The organism is Variovorax sp. EBFNA2, assembly GCF_033802765.1.
GTDB classification, from domain to species: Bacteria; Pseudomonadota; Gammaproteobacteria; order Burkholderiales; family Burkholderiaceae_C; genus Variovorax; species Variovorax paradoxus_H.
In genome coordinates, this window is the sequence record NZ_CP138496.1 from 583,522 (window position 1) to 604,141 (window position 20,620).

Here is a 20,620-nt window from a genome sequence, read left to right on the forward strand (position 1 = left end):
TCTGTCGTTCAGTCGAGCTTGATGTGGGCGTCCTGGATCACCTGGGCCCACTTCTTCGTCTCGGCGCGGATGTAGCTGTCGAAGGCCTCGACCGAGCCCGGCGCGGGCTCCACACCGAGCGCACGCATGGCAGTCTTCACCTGTTCGTCGCCGAGCGCGGCGTTGATCTCGGCATTGAGCCGCGCCACCACCGGCGCGGGCGTGCCGGCCGGCGCGACCACGCCGAACCAGCCGGTCGAGTCGTAGCCCGGCAGGCCGGCCTCGGCCACGGTCGGCACCTCGGGCAGCATCGGCAGGCGCTGCGGGCTGGTCACGGCAAAGGCGATCAGCTTGCCGGCGCGGATCTGCTGCAGCGACGACGGCAGGTCGACCACCGCGAGCGGAATCTGCCCGCCGAGCACGTCGAGCGCCGCCGGGCCCGAGCCGCGGTACGGCACCTCGACCAGCCGCGTGCCGGCCATCTGGTTGAACAGCGCCGCCGACAGGTGCATGGCCGTGCCGTTGCCGCCATGGCCGATCGACAGCGTGCCCGGCTTCGCCTTGGCCAGCGCGATGAGTTCGCGCTGCGTCTTCGCGGCCACCGACGGATGGCCGACCAGCACGAAGGGAATGGCCGCCAGCATGCCCACGGGCTTGAGGTCTTTCTGCGGATCGAAAGGCATCTGCGGGTACAGGCTCACGTTGGCCGCCAGCGCGCCCGCCGCGCCCACGCCCAGCGTGTAGCCGTCGCCCGGCGCCTTGGCGACCAGCGTCAGCCCCACGTTGCCGCCCGCGCCGGGGCGGTTGTCGACCACCACCTGCTGGCCCAGCTTCTCGTTCAGCCGCGGCACCAGCATGCGCACCACGCCATCGGCGCTGCCGCCGGGCGGGAAGGTCACGACCATGCGGATCGGCTTGGAAGGGAAGGCATCGCCGGCGGGAACTTGCGCGAAGGCGGTGCTTGCCAGCAACGCACCGGCCGCAGCCCACAGCCATCGCCTCTGAGATGCGCGCAAGCCACGGGCGATGGGTGCTGTCATTCGGGCCTCTCCTTGAATCCGGTGCTTTGATGGGAGATTGAACGATGGCAGGATTCATTCGTAAATCAAGAAATTCCGAATGATTTTTCAAATTTTCTGATGAATACGAACTTCAGTCCTACGATGCGCCAGCTGCGTGCGTTCCTCGCGGTCTACCAGCTGCGCAAGCTCGGCGCCGCGGCCACGCGGCTGTTCGTCACGCAGTCGGCCGTGAGCATGCTGATCCGCCAGCTCGAAGAGGGCCTGGGCACCCGACTGTTCGACCGCACCACGCGTGCGCTCAAGCCCACGTCGGCGGCCGAGCAGATGATTTCCACGGTCGAGCGCGTGCTGCGCGACGTCGATTCGCTCTCGGCCGATTTCCGCGAACTCGCCACGCTGGAACGCGGCCGCGTGACGCTGGCCATCACGCCCACGCTGGCAGGGTTTTTATTGCCCGATGCGCTGCGCGCCTTCGGCGAGCAGCACCCGAAAGTTCGCGTGCTGGTGAACGACTGCGCGCCCGACCAGTTCCTGTCGCGCATCCTCGGTGAGCACGTCGACTTCGGCATCGGCACGCCCGAGCGGCCCGGCCCCGAGGTCGAGGTGCAGCGCCTCCTGCGCGACCACCTCGCCGTGGTGTGCCGCACCGACCACCCGCTGGCCAAGGCGCGCGTGGTGCGCTGGTCGGACCTGGGGCGCCACCCCGTCATCACCGTGCGCCCCGGCTACGGCGTGCGTCCGCTCATCGACGGCACGGCGGCAGACGCCGGTGTGACGCTCGACGTCATGAACGAGGTGTCGTTCCTGTCCACCGCGCTGTGGATGACGGCGGCGGGCATGGGCGCGTCGATCATGCCGTCGGCTTTTGCGCGCGCCGAGAAGAACCCGGTGCTCGTGGTGAAGGTGCTCAGTGCGCCGCGCGTGGCGCGCGACATTTCCATCGTCACCAAGCGCGGCCATTCGCTGTCGGCGGCGGCGCGCGCGTTCATCGAGGCGTTGAAGCAGAGCGTGCAGTAGCCGTGAAGGCGCGGCGGCCGTATGCTGGCTGACCATTTTTTCTTCGCGCGAAAGCAGGCCCTCATGACAACAACAACCCGATCCCGTTTCTCTTTTGCATGGCCGAGCCTTGCACTCGGCCTGATGCTGTCGATGCTGCTCGTCGCCTGCGGCAACAAGGAGGCCGAGCAGCGCACCGCCTTCATCACCTTCTTGCAGTCCCGTGTGCTCGACAAGCCCGGCCTGCGCGTGCCCACGCCCACCGCCGAAGAAAAAACATCGTTCGGCGACTACGCGCAGCACTACGCGGTGATCACCGATTTCAACGAAGGCATGAACCAGTCGGTGAGCAAGCCGATGACGCAGATCATGGCCAAGGGCGCGCTGCGCTCGATGGCCGACCTGCCGGCACGCCGTGACGATCTCAAGGCCGCCAAGGAGGGCCTGGGCGGCCTGCGCACCGCGCTCGACCAGCAGTTGGCCAAGGCCGACGCGGCGCGCGCGCAACTCAAGCAGCCCGACGACCTGAAGCAGGTCTATGCCAAGGCCTTCGAGAAGACCGTGACCACGCCGGCGACCACGTTCAAGGAGGTGTTCCCTCCGGTCGACGCCGTCTTCGACAGTGCGTTGGCCATCGCCGATTTCATGGAGAAGAACAAGTCGAAGCTTCAGGTCTCCGGCGCCACGCTCACCGTGACCGATCCGGCGGTGGCAGCGGAGCTCAACAAGATGGCGCAGCAACTGGGCAAACAGTCGGCTGCCATCAACGCCGCGCAGGACAAGATGCGCGCGGTGATGCGCGGCTCCTGACCCGACCTCAGACGAAGTGATCGAACGAGCCGAAGCGCTGTGACACCGGCGCGCCGCCCGCATCGACGATGCGCAGCCCCGCATCCGCTTCGATGCGGCCGATGCGCGTCACGCGCGTGGCGCTGTTCACGCCGGCCTGCAGAACCGCATCGCGGGCCGAGGCGGGTGCAGTGAACACCAGCTCGTAGTCGTCGCCGCCCGAGAGCGCGCAGGTGCGCCGCGCCTCGGCGGGCAGGCCGGCCGAGGCGACCGCGATCAGCGCGGTGGCCGCATCGGCGTCGAGCGTGGCGCCCACGCGGCTCGACGCGAGGATGTGGCCCAGGTCGCCGATCAGGCCGTCGCTCACGTCCACCGCCGACGTGGCGATGCCACGCAGCGCCTGGCCCAGCGCCACGCGGGGCGTGGGTTGTTCCATGCGTGCACGCGCTTGTGCGAACGCCTCGGCAGGCAGGCTCAGCGTGCCGCGGAACACCTCGAGCGCCAGCCGCGCATCGCCGAGCGAGCCGCTCACCCACAGGTCGTCGCCCGCGCGCGCGCCCGAGCGCAGCAGCGCGGCGCCGGCCGGCACTTCGCCGAACACGGTGATGCAGATGTTGAGCGGGCCGCGCGTGGTGTCGCCGCCCACGAGTTCGCAGCCATGCGCGTCGGCCAGCGCGAACAGGCCGCGCGAAAAACCTTCGAGCCAGGGCTCGTCCACGCCGGGCAGTGCCAGCGCGAGCGTGAACGCCAGCGGCTTCGCGCCGCAGGCGGCCAGGTCGCTGAGGTTCACGGCCAGTGCCTTGTGGCCGAGCCGGGCCGGCTCCACGGTCGAGAGGAAGTGCCGCCCCTCCACCAGCATGTCGGAGGACACGGCGAGCTGCATGCCCGCGGCCGGCGCGAGCAAGGCGCAGTCGTCGCCCACGCCCAGCGGCGAGCGCGTGGCGGGACGTTTGAAATAGCGTGTGATCAGGTCGAATTCACCCATGGGTGCGAGAGCATAACGACCTGGCGCGGGACCGCTCGTCGCGGCGCCCACGGGAAATGGGGGCTGACACCTGAAGCATTTTGTAATACCGTGCTGCAAACGGATACATCAAAAGTCCAAACAGGGGGAGTTCGTCATGACAGCCATCGTGCAGGGCGGCGTGTCCGCAGAAGCAGACATCGACCGGGTCGTTGCCCTGCTGTACGACGGGATCACCTGTCCCGGCGACTGGTACGACGCCCTCGATGCCATGCGCGAAACCCTCGGCGCCGCCTGCTTCCACACGCTCACCGTGCGGCGCACCGACTGCTCGGTGGTGGGCGCGGGGCTTGCCAACCTGGAGAGCCCGCCCGACAAGGTGCGCGAGTACGAGCAGCACCATGCGCGCGACGACATCCGTATGCAGATGCCGGTGAAGGCCCCGCTGGGCACACCGGTGACCGACCACGCCTACTTCGGCGCACGCGCGCTGTCGCGCAGCCCGATCTATGTCGACTGGCTCGCACCGCTCGGCCTGCGCCACACGCTGGCTATGGGGCTGCGCGCCGACGACGACACGCGCGAAGTGCTCGGCTTCATCCGCCCCCGGGCCGAAGCGCCCTACGGCCCCGAGAGCGAGGCCTTCTGCCGGCGCCTGTCGCCGCACCTCGTGCGCGCCAGCGAGCTGCGCGCCCGCATGGCACAGCTGAGCGAGCACGCGGCCACGGGGCTGTCGGCACTCGACGCGCTGCCGCAAGGCATCGCCGTGCTCGACGAGGCCTGCCGCATCGACCACCTGAACGCCCGCGCGACAGCGAGCGCAGGCCGCGGCGGCCTGTTCGACAGCGCGCAGGGGCGCCTGCGGCTCGCGTCGCCGGCGTTGCAGTCAGCCTTCGAACAGCGGGTGCGCGAGGCCTGCGCCGCGTCCGACGGTGCGCGGGCCGGCGTGCTGCACCTGCCCGTGGCCGGCGGCGTGGTCCGCATCACGGTGCTGCCGCTGAAGCCCTCGCACCCGCTGGCCGTGCTGCGCCAGCGCCACCGCGCGCTCGTGGTCTTTGCCCATCCGGCCGAGGCCGCCGCCACCGACCCGCGGCAGATGGAAAGCCTGCTGGGCCTGAGTCCGACCGAGGCGCGGCTTGCGCTGCTCATCGCGAGCGGCAAGACCGTGAAGGACTTCGCCGCCGCGCAGCACTGCTCCGAGCACACGGCGCGCAGCCACCTGCGCAACGTGATGCGCAAGACCGACTGCCACCGGCAGGCCGAGCTGGTGTTGCTGGTGCAGTCGCTGCGGCTGGGCGGCTGAGCAGGGTCTACCGCGAACGAGGGATGGCGCCGCGCGGCGCTTGCGAGAACCATGGCGCCCGATACACCGACAACGAGGAGTTCGCCATGGCTGTCTACTGGGACGAGACCAGGATGCAGATGGGCCCGCACGGCACCGCGACGATCCTCGCGTTCGGCGACTCGTGGTTCTGGTACCCGCTGCCCGGCGGCTGCCTGCTGAACTACCTGGGCGACGTGGTCGGCGCGCGCGGCCACGTGATTCTGGCCAAGGGCATGAACGGCGCGCAAACGCACGACTACGTCGATGGCAAGTACCGCAACGCCGTGCGCGAGTCCTTGCGCCTGTACGGCTCCACGCTGTCGGCGGTGTTCATCAGCGGCGGTGGCAACGACTTCGCGGGCTTCAACGACCTGCGCCCGCTGCTCAAGACCGACTGCTCCGCCGAGACGCTGGCCGCGCAGTGTTTTCGCAACGGCACGGGCGGCTTCGACCAGTTCCTGGTCGAGATGGACGAGCAGTACCGCGCGCTCATCGGCCTCATCTACACCCGCACGAGTGTCGATTGCCACATCGTCATGCACAGCTACGACTACGCCCCGCCCACCGGCGAGGCGCTGTTCGGGCGCGAAGGCTGGCTGCGCCCGGCGCTGGTCGACGCGGGCGTGGCGCCCGAGCTGTTCAAGCCCTGCGTCGACCACCTCATCGACGGCTTCCACGGCATGCTGCAGAACATCGCCAAGGGCGACCCGCAGCATCTGCACGTGGTGGACAGCCGCGGCACGCTGGGCCCGACCGACTGGGCCAACGAGCTGCACCCCAACGGGCGCGGCTTCAAGAAGATCGCGGTGGAGCGCTGGAAGCCGGTGCTGCAGCCGCTGAACCTGGCCTGACCTCCGGCGAGGGTCAGACGCCGCGCGCGCGGCGGTTGGACATGACCACGTTGTCCTTCTCGATCGCCGTGCCGCTCTTCAGCGCAGCAACCCACGCGTCGGTCGCCGTCACGGCGGCGAAGTTGCTGTGGAACACGACGCTGAAGACGCGGTGGATTTCCTCGGCGCTCACGCGGCCGGCCGCATTCTCGTAAGGCAGCGCGCCGGTGGCGTCCGACAGGAACTCCACGTTCAGTCCGCGGTGCATGGCTTCGAACACGGTGGAGGCGTCGCAGTTCTGCGTCATGTAGCCGGTCACGCTCAGCGTGTCGATCTCGTGGCGCGCGAGCCAGTCGGCGAAGTCGGTGCCGGTGAAGACGCTCGGGAAGGCCTTGGTGACCAGGTGGTCGCGCGGGCGCTTGGCGATCTCGGGATGCAGCTGGCCGTGGAAGTGGTCGGCCTGGAAGACCGGCGCGCCCTTGGGTGCGTGGTGCTGCACCACCACCACCGGCACGCCGGCCGCGCGGGCCGCGTCCATGGCCTGCGCGATCTTCGGCAGCGAGCTCTCGACCGGCGGGTATTCGATCGGCAGGCCGCCGCCTTCGAAGTATTCGTTCTGCACGTCGATGACGACGAGGGCGCGGCGCGGTGCGGATTGGCTCATGGGTATCTCCTTCGGTGTTTGTGTGTGGAACGGCTCGATTCTTCGCGCACGGCGGATTTCGCGACAGTGGCCCGAAAGCCATTCATCGATAAGATCGGGCCATGCGCTCGACCACCACCAAGGCTGCCGTAGAAACCATCGCCGTCGTGGCCTTCGACGGCATCAGCCCCTTCCACCTCTCCGTGCCCTGCATGGTGTTCGGCGAAGACCGCACCGACACCGGCGCGCCGCGCTTTCGCGTGCAGGTCTGCGCCCCCGAGCCCGGGCCGCTCGCCACCAACGCGGGCTTCACGCTCGGGGTGCCGCACGGTCTGGAGGCGATCCGCCGCGCGCAGATCGTGGTGGTGCCGTCATGGCGCGACGACGGCCGGCCCGCGCCGCCCGCGTTGATCCGTGCGCTGCAGGCGGCGCACCGCCGTGGCGCCACCGTGGTCGGGCTGTGCCTGGGCGCTTTCGTGCTGGCCGAGGCCGGCCTGCTCGACGGGCGGCCCGCCACCACGCACTGGCACCTGGCTGCGGCGTTTGCCAAACAGTATCCGCAGGTCGTGCTGCAGCCCGAGGTGCTGTACGTGGACGACGGCAACGTGCTCACCTCGGCGGGCACGGCCGCGGGCATCGACTGCTGCCTGCACCTGCTGCGCGTGCGCTATGGCGCCGACACCGCCAACCGCGCCGCGCGGCGCATGGTCGTCGCGCCGCACCGGCAGGGTGGCCAGGCGCAGTACATCCAGCAGCCCATGCCGGCGGCGGTCGAACGCGACCGGCTCACGCCGCTGCTCGAATGGCTGGGACGGCATCTGCAGACGCCGCACGAACTCGACGAGCTCGCCAATCGCGCGCTGATGAGCCGGCGCACCTTCACGCGGCGCTTCCGCGAATCGACGGGCACGACGGTCGGCCAGTGGCTGCAGAACCAGCGCCTGGCGCTGGCGCAGCGGCTGCTCGAGACGACGGACCGCTCGGTGGAGCGCGTGGCGGCCGATGCGGGTTTCGGCTCGGCGGTGCTGCTGCGCAAGCACTTCGCCACGGCGTTCAAGGTGTCGCCCACGGCGTACCGGCGGCAGTTCTCGCAGGAGGCCGTGGCGGCCTGAGCGACTGCGTGTGGAAGCTCAGGCCGCGCCGCGAAAGCGCAGCGAGGCTTGCCGCACCACTTCCGCCAGCAGCCGTTCCTTGCCCTGCTTCTCGCGCAGCCAGCGCGCATCGTTGCGGTTGGCTTCGACGCTGGTGCGCAGCTCGCCCAGCGCCTGCGTGGCGTTGAGCGCCTCGCTGTGCCACTCGAGCTGGGTCATGGTCATCAGGATGTGGTCGCGCAGCGGCATGTGCTGGCCGCTGGCCGGGTCGACATACACCGCATCGAGCCCGAAGCGACAGGCCTGGAAACGGTTGTAGGTGTAGACGAGGTAGTCGTCCTCGCACGGCTCGAAGGGCTGCTCCTGCAGGAACCATGCGGCCAGCGACTGCACGTAGCCCGCGAGCGCGGCGGCGCGCTCGATGGTGAGCGGCGTGTCGAACACGCGGATCTCGATGGTGCCGAACTCGGGCTTGGGACGGATGTCCCAGTAGAAGTCTTTCATGCTGCGCACGACGCCGGTGCGGGTCATGCGCTCGAAGTAGGCCTCGAATTCCTTCCAGCTCGTGGTGAAGGGCGCGCGGCCCGAGAGCGGAAACGCGAACACCGAGTTCAGCCGTGCCGAGTCGAACTGCGTGTCCTGCCCCTGCACGAACGGCGACGAGGCCGACAGCGCAATGAAGTGCGGGATGTAGCGCGACATGCGGTGCAGCATCAACAACGCCGAGTCGGCGTCGGGGCAGCCGATGTGCACGTGCTGGCCGAAGATGGTGAACTGCTTGCTCAGGTAGCCGTACAGCTCCGACAGCTCGCGAAAGCGCGGCTTGTCGTAGATGCGCCGTTCGTGCCACTGCTGGAAGGCATGCGTGCCGCCGCCGACCACCGCGATGTTGAGCTTGTCGGCGTTCTTGATCAGCGCCTCGCGGATCGGCGACAGCTGCGTGATCACGTCCTGTGCCGAATGGCAGATGTCGGTCGAGATCTCGATCATGCTCGACGTCATCTCGGGCACCACGCTGCCGGGCAGCGGCGTCTGCGCCATCAGGCGCAGCATGTCTTCGGCATACGGCGCGAGGTCGTAGTCGTGCGTGTTCACGAGCTGCAGCTCGAGCTCCACGCCGAGCGACAGCGCCTCCGACTTGTTGAAGGGCTCGAGCTTGACGGCGCGGCTCGCCGGGTCGGCGGGCAGCGGCGCGGAGCGCACGTCGTCGCTGTCCGGATCGATCGGGAGGACGGAGGTGGGGTTGCTGTGGCTGCTCATCGCTGCGTGTCTTCCGTGGTGCTGAAGGCCTGCGGCGTCCAGGGGACCGAGCTCTCACCCACGGCGTGGATCGCCACGGTGGCGAGCACGGCGCCCATCACTTCCATCAGCAGAATCGAGGGCAGGGCGACCTGCGTGATCATGGTGCCCAACAGCGGCGAGGCCGATGCGAAATTGGAGGCGATCAGCAGGGCGATCGACGACAGCGGCGTCATCGCGCAGCCGACCCAGAAGGCCTGCTTCCAGCTGGCGCCGCTGCCCGGGTTGGCAATGGCCACGCCCGAGATCTTGGTGACCAGGCGCACGCCGATCACGGCCAGCACGACGCTGGCCACGGGCAAGGTCCAGTCGGCCTGCGCCGCCACCATCGACACCAGCACGAACATCAGCATGGTCAGCAGCGACGAGGCGGTGCCGAGCTGGCGCTGCCAGGCCCAGGGCTTGGGGTTGAGCGTCTTGAGCAGCACGCCGCCGATGAGCGCCGCCAGCGGCGCCGAGCCGCCGATGTGGGCCGTGAGCGCCGCGCCCGCCGCGATGATCGCCAGCAGCAGGATCGAGGTGTTCTCGCTGCTCGGGCTCATCACGCGCAGCGCTGAACGCAATGCCAGCGCCATGATCGCGCCGACCACGAACGACATGCCGAGCACCACCGCCACCGGGTAGAGCTTTTGCATCAGCGACTGCGGCGCGCGCTCGATCAGGCCGGCCTGCGCGTAGCCCAGCGTGAGCGCGTAGAAGGTGTTGAGCGTGGCCAGCGTCATGGCGCGCTCGGTCACCGGGCCGGCGGCGCGGGTGTCCATGATCACGCGGCTGAGCACGGCGGGCGAGGCGACGATCGCCATCAGCGCGATGGGGTTGGCCACCGGATCGGGCAGGCCCAACAGAATCAGGATCCAGTACACGCCGAAGTAGGTCAGGCTTGCTTCGAGCAGGCTCTGCACCAGCACCATCGGGTTGTGGCGGAACCAGCGCAGCGGCAACCGCCCCCCGGCCTCGAACAGCACCACGGCCGCGCCGAGTTCCAGCAGGAACAGGCTGATGCCGCGCAGCGGCCAGATCGCGCCCTCGAAGCCCGCAAAACCCACCACCGCGCCCACTACCGAATAGCCGATGACCTTCGGCATCCCCAGGTAGCGCTGCACCAGGTGGCCGGAGGCGGCGGCAACGGCCACCAGAAGGGCCCAGAGCACGGTGGGCAGGCCGGCCGAGGGGCGTGCCCATTCGGCCCAGAAGCCCTGGAGTTCGGCGATGAATTCGGTCAGGTTCATGTAGGCAGGAAAAAGCTCACCGGCCGGCTGCGCCAGCGGGCCCAGATCGCGCTGCGGATGCGGGCGCGGTCACCGAGGCTCACGCTGTGCGCGCGCAGCGCCAGCCGGAAAGCGAAATAAAAACTCACGCTCACATTGAGCGCGCCGATCACCGGGATCGCCGCAACCGCCCACCACAGGGCCGGCTGGTGCAGTGCCGGCAGCCCGATGGATGCTGCCGCGGCCGCAATCTGGCCGGCCGACAGCGTGACATGGCGCACATCCAGCCCGAGCCCGAAGAAGCCCGCGAACGCAGGCAGCAGTCCGAGCATGAGTCCCAGCGAGATGTTGGAGGCGAAGCCTGAGATGTGTGTGCGCATGAAGGCGGCCCAGCGACGGGCCCGGGCGGCACCGAGAAAGGCGCCGATGCGAGGGTTGTAACGCATGGCGGAGTCCAGGCGATGCAGGACAAAGGCGTTTTCTGTCCATCCGGCGATGATGCTGGACGAAAACAGCAGGATGCCGGTGAATGCCGCAAAAAGAACGGTCGGTCCCAGCAGCGACAGACCGTTCAGCGTGGCCGCGGCATGGGCCGCGTCGAGCAGCGGCCGGCCCAGCGCGGCCTGGTAGCCGAGCACCAGCAGGCCCACCGCCGGCACCACCAGCAGCACGTTGCCCAGCACGGCCGCCACCTGCGAGCGCACGAGGTTGGCCACTTCGTCGACGAACTGGTCCACGGCCCCGTCCGACTTGATGTCGCGCAGCCGCGCCGCCATGGCGGGCGCGGTCATCGCGGGCTGCTTGGTGGCCAGCGTGAGGTGCAGCAGCTGGATCGCGACAAAGCTGGCCGCATACATGAGGCCCGAGGCCAGCCCGCTCCAGAAGGCCGACAGGGCCAGCGCATAGATGCCGAACTTGGCCAGCACCGTCAGCGCCGTGAACGCGCCGCCGCCGGCGGCTTTTTTCACCATCTGCAGGTAGCTGCGGCGGTCGCGCGTGATGTAGTGCTCGCCGGTCTCGGCGCTGCGCTCGGTCACCTTGGCCGCGAGCATCGACGAGTTGGAGGCGATCAGCGCGCGGATGCTGTTGCGCTCGCCGCCCGCCAGCACCAGCTTGCCGACCAGCCGCGCCATGCTCGGCCCGGGCACGGGCGAGATCAGGCAGTCGAGCAGCTCGCGGATGCGCAGCACGCGCTCGCGCAGCTGGCGCAGCCGGAACACCAGGCCGACCGAGATGCCGTTGTCTTCCAGGTGCGTGTAGACCGACGAAGCGCTGGAGCGGCAGGCGTCGAGCCGGTCGCGAAAAGCCACGAAGGCCGCCTGCAGGGCGTCTTCATGGCGCGGCTGCGCAAACATCTGCTCGCGCAGCGCGTCGAGGTCGGACATGAGCGCATGAAAAGGACGCGCCTCGCCCGCTTCGGGGCTGATGCGCAGCCGCAGCTCGGGCGAGAAACCCGTCGCCACCACCTGGCTGCAGCAGTAGGTGACCGCGTCCATCACCGTGTGGCGCCAGCGCGGCGAGCCGTCGTGGGCGGGCGCGGCGTCGGAGAGCAGGGCGCCGATGCGTGCGAGCTGGGTGTCGTCGAGCAGCGCGATCCAGCCGGCGTCGAACACGCCCGGCAGCACCAGCCGGAACAGGTCCGAGGCGTCGGTGGTCTCGGGCGTGCCCGGCAGGATCTTGCGGCGCATGCGCTCGCCGAATTCGCTGAGGAACGCGGTGCGCGGCGCAAAGCCGTAGTCGGCCAGCAGCGCCGTGAGGTCGACCGACTGCGTGAACGCGCGCCACCAGGCGCGCAGCCGTTCGCACAGCTCGGGCCGCGCCTCGACGGCGTCGAGCAGCAGCTGCACGCGGCCGATGGCCGCCTGCGGCGAGGCGCGGTCGCCGCGCAGCCAGTCGAAGAGATTGATGAGCCAGATGTGGCGCTGCGCCACATCGGCCGTGGGGTCGAGGCCGGCAAGCAGCCCCTGCAAGTCGCGCGATGCGGCAGCCATGGGGAGCGGAAGAGAAAAGGAAGAGAAGAGCGGGGCGCTCAGTGCAATACGCGCGAGACGGGCGTGCCGCCAATGTCGGCTTCAAGCACGAACATGGGAACCGGCACGTCGAAGCGCTCGCCCTCTTCGGTCACCACGAAGAAGCTGCCGTGCATCGTGCCGCTGGCCGCTTGCAGGCGGCAGCCGCTGGTGTAGCGGAACGATTCGCCGGGCGCCAGCAGCGGCTGCTGGCCGATCACGCCGAGGCCCTTGACCTCCTGCGGATGGCCCGAGGCGTCGTTGATGAGCCAGTGGCGCGCGATCAATTGCGCGCCCACCGTGCCCACATTGGAGATGGTGATCGTGTAGGAGAAGGTGTAGACGTTGTCCTTGGGCGAGGACTGGTCGGCCAGGTATCGCGGTTCGACCTGTACGCTGAAGGGGCTGTGTGACATGGGGCGCATGGTAACGGAGGCCTTTCCTCGGATTTCCGTCGGCTGCGAGAATCCGGGGTTATGAGCAGCACCCCGTTCCGCATTGCGCCCTCCATTCTTTCCGCCGACTTCGCGCACCTCGGCCAGGAACTGACCGACGTGATCGCGGCCGGTGCCGACTGGATCCACTTCGACGTGATGGACAACCATTACGTGCCGAACCTGACCTTCGGCCCCATGATCTGCCAGGCCCTCAAGCCCTACGCCAAGACCGCCGACGGCACGCCCGTGCCGATCGACGTGCACCTGATGGTGCAGCCGGTCGACGCGCTGGCCGCGTCTTTTGCGCAAGCGGGCGCTGACTACATCAGTTTCCACCCCGACGCATCGCCCCACACGCACCGCAGCATCCAGGCCATCCGGGCCGCGGGCTGCAAGCCAGGGCTGGTGTTCAACCCGGGGCTGGGCCTGGAGGCGCTGGACTGGGCCATCGACGACATCGACCTCATCCTCATCATGAGCGTCAACCCCGGCTTCGGCGGCCAGAGCTTCATCGACTCGGCGCTGCGCAAGATCGAGCAGGCGCGCAAGCGCATCGAGCAGAGCGGGCGCGACATCCGCCTGGAAGTGGACGGCGGCATCAAGGCCGACAACATCGCGCGCGTGGCCTCGGCCGGCGCCGACACCTTCGTGGCGGGCAGCGCGATCTTCAATGCCAAGGACTACGGCGCCGTGATCGGCGACATGCGCCAGCAGCTGGCCACCGTCAAGGTCTGACCTTGCCGTCGGGCGTGCGCTCGGGCGTCAGCCCGCGGTCGGTGTCGACCACGCCGCGTTCCACGTCTTCATAACCGCGCCGGCCCTTTTCGGGCGGCTGGCCGTCCTGCATCGCCTGGCTGTCCGACGACTGGTCGCGCTCGTGCGGCAGGCGCGGCGCCGATTCACCGTCCTTTTCGACGCGCGTGTCGCCCCCCGCGGTGTCCTTGTCTGCGTCCTTCGTGTCCTTGCGCGGCTGGGCCATCGTGTGCTCCTTCGAGGTTCTTTCTTCAATCAACGTTCGGGTCTGCCGCCAGCTTGCGCGGCGCCCCGCCGCCGGGCGGTAGGACAGGCGGGGGCGCGGCTGTAGGTTCGCGCTGCGCGCCCGCCGCATCCCCGGGCCTTGCCTTTTGCGCGGCCACAGGCGCCTCCGCATAATCGCCCGATGCCCACCGCCCTTTTCGACGACGCCGCGACCGCCACCGACAGCCTGCGCCTGCACACGTTCGCGTCGCTGAACCCCGGCCCGCGCCTGCTCGTGATCGGCGGCGTGCATGGCGACGAGACCTGCGGCACCGAGGGCATCGCGCGCGTGCTGGCCGAGTTCGACAGCGGCGCCCTGCGCCTGTTGCGCGGCGAGCTCACGCTCGTGCCCGTCGCCAACCCGCTCGCGCGGCGCCGCCTGCAGCGCGAGGGCCAGCGCAACCTCAACCGCCTGTTCCGCCCGAGCGACACGCCCGCCGACTACGAAGCCCGCATCACCAACCGGCTGGCGCCCGTCATCGCGCGGCACGACGTGCTGCTCGACCTGCACTCCTTCCAGAGCGAGGGCGAGGCCTTCGCGATGATCGGCCCGCGCGACAACAGCGGCCCGCTCGAACCCTTTGCGCATGCGCAGGAAGAAGGCCGGCTCGCGCTGCACATCGGCACGCCCATCGTCGTCGAGGGCTGGCTCGACATCTACGCCGCGGGCCTCGCACAGCGCGGCGCGTCAGTCGACGAGGCCGCCATCGACTTCGGCCGCGGCACCAACGAATACATCCGCAGCTGCGGCGGCTACGGCGTCACGCTCGAATGCGGCCAGCACCAGGACCCGCAGGCGCCGCAGGTGGCGTGGGCGGCCATCCGCCGCACGCTCGCGCTGCTGGGCATGGCGGCGCTGCCGCCGGGCCTGTCGGGCGCGCCTGCGCAGCCGCCCCGGTTGCTGCGCCTGGCGAGCGTGACCGACCGCCTGCACGAAGACGACAGCTTCGTGCGCGACTGGGCCACCTTCGACCCCGTGCAGCGCGGCGAACCCGTCGGCATGCGGCACGACGGCACACTGGTCAGCGCACCCGAAGACGGCTTCATCGTGTTCCCCAATGCCGTGGCGCTGCCCGGCGCCGAGTGGTTCTACTTCGCGCGGCCCAGCGACCGCGTGCTCGACCCGGGCCTCTGAAGCCTCGGCGCTGTCGGCGCCCTCCTACCGGGGACGCCCACCTTCTCCCACAGACGGGGAGGGGCGCCCACTACGGGGGCGCGGCCGCGCCGAACCTAAGCTCTTTTGCTGGCCAACCGACCCGGGCTCCCCCGAGCGTCGGGCGCGCCGGTCGACGCGATCACTTTCTCCGAGGGAACACATCATGGAATTCTCGACACTGTTCGACACGCTCATGGGCACGTGGGGCGATGAAATCCTGGTCTGGGCCGTCGCGGCCGTGACCGGCTGCATCGGCCTCATCGCCGTGGTGAATGTCCTGGACATCTTCATCGGCAGCAGCGGCAGCGGCAGCAGCAACAGCAACAACGAAGCCAGCTGAGAGAGGGCGACACGACGTGCCCAGAACCCCGATGTCTCCCCAGAACAAGGCCGCCGCGGGTCGCCGCGCCAGCACCGCCAAGACCGGTGACGGCGCCAACGCCAAGCAGCTGCAGCTCGACGGTTTCACCGCCGAGCACCCCACGCACCTGACGACCAACCAGGGCCTGCAGATCCCCGACAACCACAACTCGCTCAAGGCGGGCGTGCGCGGGCCGACGCTGCTCGAAGACTTCATCCTGCGCGAGAAGATCACGCACTTCGATCACGAGCGCATTCCCGAGCGCGCCGTGCATGCGCGCGGCTCGGCGGCGCACGGCTACTTTCAGGTCTACCAGTCGATGTCGCAGTACACCTGCGCCGACTTCCTGCAGGACCCGGACACAAGGACGCCCGTGTTCGTGCGCTTCTCGACCGTGGCCGGCTCGCGGGGTTCGGCCGACACCGTGCGCGATGTGCGCGGCTTTGCCGTCAAGTTCTACACGCGCGAGGGCAACTACGACCTCGTGGGCAACAACATCCCCGTGTTCTTCATCCAGGACGCGATGAAGTTCCCCGACCTCATCCACGCCGTGAAGCCCGAGCCGCACCACGAGATGCCGCAGGCCGCGAGCGCGCACGACACCTTCTGGGACTTCGCCTCGCTCATGCCGGAGACCACCCACATGCTGATGTGGGCCATGAGCGACCGCGCCATTCCGCGCAGCCTTCGCATGATGGAAGGCTTCGGTGTCCACACCTTCCGCTTCGTGAATGCGCGCGGCGAAAGCCACTTCGTGAAGTTCCACTGGAAGCCCAAGCTCGGCGTGCACGGCCTCGTGTGGGACGAGGCGCAGAAGATCGCCGGCAAAGACCCCGACTTTCACCGACGCGACCTGTGGGAGGCCATCGAGCAGGGTCACTTCCCCGAGTGGGAACTCGGCGTGCAGCTCATTGCGCCCGACCGCGCCGAGTCGCTCGGCTTCGACCTGCTCGACCCCACCAAGCTGATCCCCGAAGAGATGGTGCCCGTGCAGCGCATCGGCAAGCTGGTGCTCAACCGCAACCCCGACAACTTCTTTGCCGAGACCGAGCAGGTGGCGTTTCACCCCGGCCACGTCGTGCCCGGCATCGACTTCAGCAACGACCCGCTGCTGCAGGGCCGGCTGTTCAGCTACACCGACACGCAGATCTCGCGGCTGGGCGGCGCCAACTTCCACGAGCTGCCGATCAACAAGGGCGTGTGCCCGTTCCACAACTTCCAGCGCGACGGCATGCACCGCCAGACCATCGCGCGCGGCCAGGTCGCCTACGAGCCCAACACGCTGGGCAGCGGCACCGAGTTTCGTGTCGACGGCGGCAGCCACGGCTTCCAGTCCTTTCCCGACGAGGTCGTGTCGCCCAAGGTGCGGCGCCGCAGCCCCTCGTTCGACGACCACTTCACGCAGGCGCGCCTGTTCTTCAACAGCCAGAGCATGGCCGAGAAGGAGCACATCGTTGCGGCCTTCCGCTTCGAACTTTCGAAGCTCGAAGTGCCCGCCATCCGCCAGCGCATGGTCGACAACCTCGCGCACGTCGACGAGAAACTCGCGCGCCGCGTGGCCGAGCCGCTGGGTATCGGCGAGCCCGATGCCAAGGCGGCGGCGGGCTACGCGGGCTTTCGCGAACACCGCATCGATCTGCCCATCGACGAGTCGCCTGCATTGCGCATGAGCGACGGCAGCGCCGACGGCGTCGTGCGCACGCGCAAGGTCGCGATCCTCGTGGCCGACGGCGTCGACTCGGCCTCGCTCAAACCGATCCGCGATGCCCTGGAGCAGGCAGGCGCGCTGTGCAAGGTGGTGGGCCCGAAGCTCGGCACCGTGGCCAGCGCCTCGAAGCGCCAGATCGACATCGACATGACCTTCACGAACACCGCCTCGGTGATGTTCGACGCCGTGCTCGTGCCTGCGGGTGCCGAGGGCGCGGCTGCGCTCGCGGCGCAGGGCGATGCCGTGCACTTCGTGCTCGAGGCGTACAAGCATTGCAAGGCGATCTGCGTGGTGGGCGAGGGCGTGCAGTTGCTGGCGTCGCTCGGCGTCACGCCTGAAGGTGAGGCACCGGCCGGCGTGGTGGTGGCCGAGACGCCTGTCACCAACCTGGGCGATGCCACTGCCGCGACCCAGATCGCGCACGACTTCATTGCGGCGATTGCGAAGCACCGGCACTGGGACCGGCTGAACATCGACAGCGTGCCGGCCTAGAGGAACGCCCCGGCGTTCCAGCCGATCCGGCCCCTCCGCTTCACAGCACGCGGGTGACTGCCGCCACGCGGCCGTCACCCGAGTGCCATCCGCGCTTCTTGGAGGTGACACACAAGCGCCATAGAAACAGCCGCTGTCCGCCAGCTGTTTCCACCCTCCATTCAAGAAGCCCCCATGACGCATCCGGCACCGAGGCCCCTCCGGCATTTCAAGTCCCTGGCCCTCGCATTGGCACTCGTGCTGACCGCCTGCGGCGGCGGTGGCAACGGCGGCGGGGCTTCGTTCCCGTGGCTCCCTTCGCCGCCGACAGGCAACGCGCCGCCGGACACCCCGCCCCCCGTGGTGACGCCGCCGCCCACCTGTGCCGCCACCGTTCCGGCCGACGCGCCACTCACTTCCATCTCGTCCGTGCAGGGAACGGGTCACACGAGCCCGCTCGCAACGCAGGCCGTGACCGTGCGCGGCGTGGTCGTGGGCGACTTCCAGAACACCGGCACGGACACCGTGAAGCTCAACGGTTTCTTCGTGCAGCAGATCGACCCCGACGCCGATCCGCTGACCTCGGAAGGCATCTTCGTCTACGCACCGGACAACGCCACGCGTGTGGCCGCGGGCGACTTCGTGCAGGTCTCCGGCGTGGTGACCGAGTTCGGCCAGACCGCCGGCGTGAACGCCAAGCCGGACAGCCTCACGCAGATTGCCGGCACCGCACAGGCCCCCGTGATCCTGAGCGTGTGCGCCAGCGGCCTGGCCGTGAACCCGACACAGATCACGCTGCCGGTGGCTGACGATTCCACGCTGGAGCGCTACGAAGGCATGCTGGTCGAGATCGCGCAGCCGCTGGCCGTGACCGAGATGTTCGAGCTGGGCCGTTATGGCCAGATGGTGTTGGCATTGAACGGCCGCCAGTTCAACGCCACCAACGGCAACGCGACGGCCACGCATGCGCAGAACCTGCTCGCGCGCATCGTGCTCGACGACGGCGCCTCGCGCCAGAACCCGAATCCCATTCCTTACCTGAGTGCCGCCGGCACCGACGGCACGCGGCGCATGGGCGATACGACGCAGAAGGTCACCGGCATCCTGAGCCACAACTTCGCGGCCTATCGCATCCAGCCGACCGTGACGCCGGTGTTCGCGCAGGCCAACGCGCGCCCCGTGACCGCGCCGGTGGTCGGCGGTGCGCTCAAGGTGGCCAGCTTCAACGTGCTCAACTACTTCACCACGTTCGTGAACGGAGAAACGGCGTCGGGCCAGACCGGCCAGGGTTGCTCGTTCGGCACCGGCCCGGCCTCTGCTGCGAACTGCCGCGGCGCCAGCAACCTCGTCGAATTCCAGCGCCAGCAGGCCAAGATCGTGGCCGCCATCGCGGGCCTGGATGCCGACGTGGTGGGGCTGATGGAAATCCAGAACACCGACGTGGCGACGAACGATCTGCTGGCGGCCCTCAACGCCAAGGTCGGCGCGGGCACCTATGCCGCCGTCCACAGCGGCGTGTTCGGCACGGACGCCATCAAGGTGGACATCCTCTACAAGCCGGCGAAGGTTCGGCGCGTCGGCAACGCTGTGCTTCCGACCGGCACGGACCTCGCCGACTACACCGCGGCGAGCGGACGGCCGCCGCTGGCCCAGCGCTTCAGCGCGGTGGACAACAACGGCGGCTTCTGGTTCGTGGTCAACCACTTCAAGAGCAAGGGCAGTTGCCCCTCCACGGGCGACATCGACCTGGGGCAGGGCTGCTTCAACCTCGCGCGCACGCAGCAGGCGAAGGCGCTGAACAGCTTCGTCGCCAAGCTCAAGCTCATGGGAACGCCCGAGGCCGACGTGGTGATGATGGGCGACTTCAACAGCTACCTGCTGGAAGATCCGACCAAGGAGCTCGAAGGCGCCGGCAACGAGAGCCTGCTCAAGCGCATGCCCGCCGGCGACCGCTACACCTACGTCTTCGGCGGCGAGACCGGCGCGCTGGACCATGCCTATGCCTCGGCGTCGCTGGGCGCGCAGGTCAGCGGCGTGGGCGTCTGGCACATCAACGCCGACGAGCCGACCGCGCTCGACTACAACACCGACTTCACCACCGACGACCGCTATGCGCCGACGCCCTTCCGCGCATCGGACCACGACCCCGTGCTAGTCGGCCTGACCCTGACGGCCGATGCGGCGGTAACGCAACCCCTCGTGACCGCATCGATCCCGACGGCCGTCAAGGTCGGCGAAACCTACAGCGTGAACATCTCGGAAGCCACGCCCGGTGGCACGGCCACGCTGGCTTCGCTGAGCGTCGACTGGGGCGACGGCACCGCGGCCACCACCGCGCCGGGCACCGGCGCGGTGACGCACAGCTATGCGGTCGCGGGCACCTTCAGCGTCGTCGTCACGCTGACCAACTCCGCGGCCCAGACCGCCACACAAACAGGGAGTGTGAACGTCAGCCCCGTGGTCGTGGTCACGCCGCCCGGCGATCCGGACCTGTTCTTCAGCGAGTACGTGGAGGGCACGTCGAACAACAAGGCGATCGAGATCTACAACCCGACCGCGGTGGCCGTGGACCTGAGCCTGTATACCGTCAGGCTGTATGCCAACGGGGCGAGTGCGCCGACCAACTCCGTTGCGCTGACCGGCTCCCTGCCGGCCGGCGGCGTGCTGGTGCTGGCGAACGCCAGTGCCGCGACGGCCTTCAAGCCGACGGGGACGATCACCAGCAGCGTGGCCAACTTCAATGGCGACGATGCGCTGACGCTGGAAAAATCCGGTGCAGTCATCGACCGCTTCGGCCAGCTTGGCGCGGACCCCGGCACCGAGTGGACCGGTGCCGGCGGCATCAGCACGCTGAACCAGACGCTGCGCCGCAAGCCCGCCATCACCGCGGGAGATGCGAATGCCGCCACCGCTTTCGATCCGTCGGTGCAATGGGACAGCTTTCCGATCGACACCTCCGCCGGCCTGGGTGCGCACACGGTGAACTGAACACGCGGTGAAACCGGAGCTCGCCCCGGTTTCGCCTTCGTGACTTAGTCCATTCGCGCTAGACCGTCTTGCGAATAGGCGAGGTGAACACCCCCTCCTAGACTTTCCCTCGAGGCCTGAACGGCGCGCACTCCCGCGGCGTCGAGCGTTCGCGGCAGCGAGTGCATGGGTCGAGGGGGTTCAATGGCGTGGTTTTCGAGATGGGGATGTACGCATCCGGCGCGTCGCCGTGCCGGTCTTGCCGGTGCGGTCGGCTTGGTGGGTGTCTTGTTACTGGGTCCCGGTGGTCCTTCAGCCCTGGCGCAACGACCCGCGCCAGCACCGCCTG

Annotated in this window: 18 protein-coding genes; 10 read left to right on the forward strand and 8 right to left on the reverse strand. The window is 68.9% G+C overall.

The features are described 5' to 3' along the window. Positions 1-8: 8 nt before the first annotated feature. Complete coding sequence (locus tag RZE79_RS02660) at positions 9-1,019, reverse strand: tripartite tricarboxylate transporter substrate binding protein (protein WP_319358908.1); 1,011 nt, start codon at positions 1,017-1,019, stop codon at positions 9-11. A 99-nt stretch (positions 1,020-1,118) separates the two neighbouring features. Between RZE79_RS02660 and RZE79_RS02665 the strand changes: the two genes are divergently transcribed. Both RZE79_RS02665 and RZE79_RS02670 read left to right on the forward strand, forming a co-directional pair. Further along, positions 1,119-2,018 (forward strand): LysR family transcriptional regulator, encoded by a 900-nt coding sequence (locus RZE79_RS02665; protein ID WP_319358909.1) that lies wholly within the window; start codon positions 1,119-1,121, stop codon positions 2,016-2,018. 123 nt (positions 2,019-2,141) lie between these two features. Further along, positions 2,142-2,807 (forward strand): DUF3053 family protein, encoded by a 666-nt coding sequence (locus RZE79_RS02670; protein WP_373696561.1) that lies wholly within the window; start codon positions 2,142-2,144, stop codon positions 2,805-2,807. A 7-nt stretch (positions 2,808-2,814) separates the two neighbouring features. Here RZE79_RS02670 and thiL read toward each other — a convergent pair whose 3' ends face one another. Further along, positions 2,815-3,771 (reverse strand): thiamine-phosphate kinase, encoded by a 957-nt coding sequence (gene thiL / locus RZE79_RS02675; RefSeq protein ID WP_319358910.1) that lies wholly within the window; start codon positions 3,769-3,771, stop codon positions 2,815-2,817. Between the two features lie 136 nt (positions 3,772-3,907). Between thiL and RZE79_RS02680 the strand changes: the two genes are divergently transcribed. After that, the gene (locus tag RZE79_RS02680; RefSeq protein WP_319358911.1) at positions 3,908-5,053 is read left to right on the forward strand and encodes a helix-turn-helix transcriptional regulator; all 1,146 of its coding nucleotides are present in this window, start codon (positions 3,908-3,910) and stop codon (positions 5,051-5,053) included. Positions 5,054-5,139: 86 nt separating this feature from the next. After that, entirely contained in the window at positions 5,140-5,925 is a 786-nt protein-coding gene (locus tag RZE79_RS02685; protein ID WP_319358912.1) for an SGNH/GDSL hydrolase family protein, read from the forward strand. Between the two features lie 13 nt (positions 5,926-5,938). Here the strand turns inward: RZE79_RS02685 and RZE79_RS02690 are convergent, their stop codons facing one another. Then, positions 5,939-6,568: an isochorismatase family protein gene (locus RZE79_RS02690; protein WP_319358913.1), complete on the reverse strand. Its 630-nt coding sequence runs from the start codon at positions 6,566-6,568 to the stop codon at positions 5,939-5,941. A 101-nt stretch (positions 6,569-6,669) separates the two neighbouring features. On the opposite strand from RZE79_RS02690, the gene RZE79_RS02695 reads away from it, so the two are divergent. Further along, entirely contained in the window at positions 6,670-7,659 is a 990-nt protein-coding gene (locus RZE79_RS02695) for a helix-turn-helix domain-containing protein (RefSeq protein WP_319358914.1), read from the forward strand. An 18-nt stretch (positions 7,660-7,677) separates the two neighbouring features. Here the strand turns inward: RZE79_RS02695 and RZE79_RS02700 are convergent, their stop codons facing one another. Genes RZE79_RS02700 through apaG form a run of 4 tightly spaced genes read right to left on the reverse strand, consistent with a single transcriptional unit; the run spans position 7,678 to position 12,570 of the window. Further along, a complete protein-coding gene (locus tag RZE79_RS02700) occupies positions 7,678-8,898 on the reverse strand; it encodes a YbdK family carboxylate-amine ligase (RefSeq protein ID WP_319358915.1) in 1,221 nt (406 codons plus the stop codon). Then, positions 8,895-10,166 carry a cation:proton antiporter gene (locus tag RZE79_RS02705; protein WP_153280940.1) on the reverse strand — a complete coding sequence of 424 codons (1,272 nt, stop codon included), beginning with the start codon at positions 10,164-10,166 and terminating at the stop codon, positions 8,895-8,897. The genes RZE79_RS02700 and RZE79_RS02705 overlap by 4 nt, the downstream gene beginning before the upstream one ends. Further along, positions 10,163-12,136, reverse strand: a complete 1,974-nt coding sequence (locus tag RZE79_RS02710; protein ID WP_319358916.1) for a site-specific recombinase — start codon at positions 12,134-12,136, stop codon at positions 10,163-10,165. The genes RZE79_RS02705 and RZE79_RS02710 overlap by 4 nt, the downstream gene beginning before the upstream one ends. A 38-nt stretch (positions 12,137-12,174) precedes the next feature. Then, positions 12,175-12,570 carry a Co2+/Mg2+ efflux protein ApaG gene (apaG, locus tag RZE79_RS02715; RefSeq protein WP_153280938.1) on the reverse strand — a complete coding sequence of 132 codons (396 nt, stop codon included), beginning with the start codon at positions 12,568-12,570 and terminating at the stop codon, positions 12,175-12,177. Between the two features lie 60 nt (positions 12,571-12,630). On the opposite strand from apaG, the gene rpe reads away from it, so the two are divergent. After that, a complete protein-coding gene (gene rpe, locus RZE79_RS02720; protein ID WP_319358917.1) occupies positions 12,631-13,326 on the forward strand; it encodes a ribulose-phosphate 3-epimerase in 696 nt (231 codons plus the stop codon). On the opposite strand, the gene RZE79_RS02725 is transcribed toward rpe, so the two are convergent. Then, positions 13,316-13,570, reverse strand: a complete 255-nt coding sequence (locus RZE79_RS02725) for a hypothetical protein (RefSeq protein WP_319358918.1) — start codon at positions 13,568-13,570, stop codon at positions 13,316-13,318. The genes rpe and RZE79_RS02725 overlap by 11 nt on opposite strands. A gap of 180 nt (positions 13,571-13,750) precedes the next feature. Between RZE79_RS02725 and RZE79_RS02730 the strand changes: the two genes are divergently transcribed. The 4 genes from RZE79_RS02730 (at position 13,751) to RZE79_RS02745 (ending at position 20,292) form a co-directional block, all read left to right on the forward strand. After that, positions 13,751-14,743 carry a succinylglutamate desuccinylase/aspartoacylase family protein gene (locus RZE79_RS02730; protein WP_319358919.1) on the forward strand — a complete coding sequence of 331 codons (993 nt, stop codon included), beginning with the start codon at positions 13,751-13,753 and terminating at the stop codon, positions 14,741-14,743. Positions 14,744-14,927: 184 nt separating this feature from the next. Next, the gene (locus RZE79_RS02735) at positions 14,928-15,104 is read left to right on the forward strand and encodes a hypothetical protein (protein ID WP_194274025.1); all 177 of its coding nucleotides are present in this window, start codon (positions 14,928-14,930) and stop codon (positions 15,102-15,104) included. 31 nt (positions 15,105-15,135) lie between these two features. After that, on the forward strand, positions 15,136-17,325 hold the full coding sequence (locus RZE79_RS02740) for a catalase (protein ID WP_319358920.1): 2,190 nt from the start codon (positions 15,136-15,138) through the stop codon (positions 17,323-17,325). Between the two features lie 174 nt (positions 17,326-17,499). Then, a complete protein-coding gene (locus RZE79_RS02745) occupies positions 17,500-20,292 on the forward strand; it encodes an ExeM/NucH family extracellular endonuclease (protein ID WP_319358921.1) in 2,793 nt (930 codons plus the stop codon). Positions 20,293-20,620: the final 328 nt, after the last annotated feature.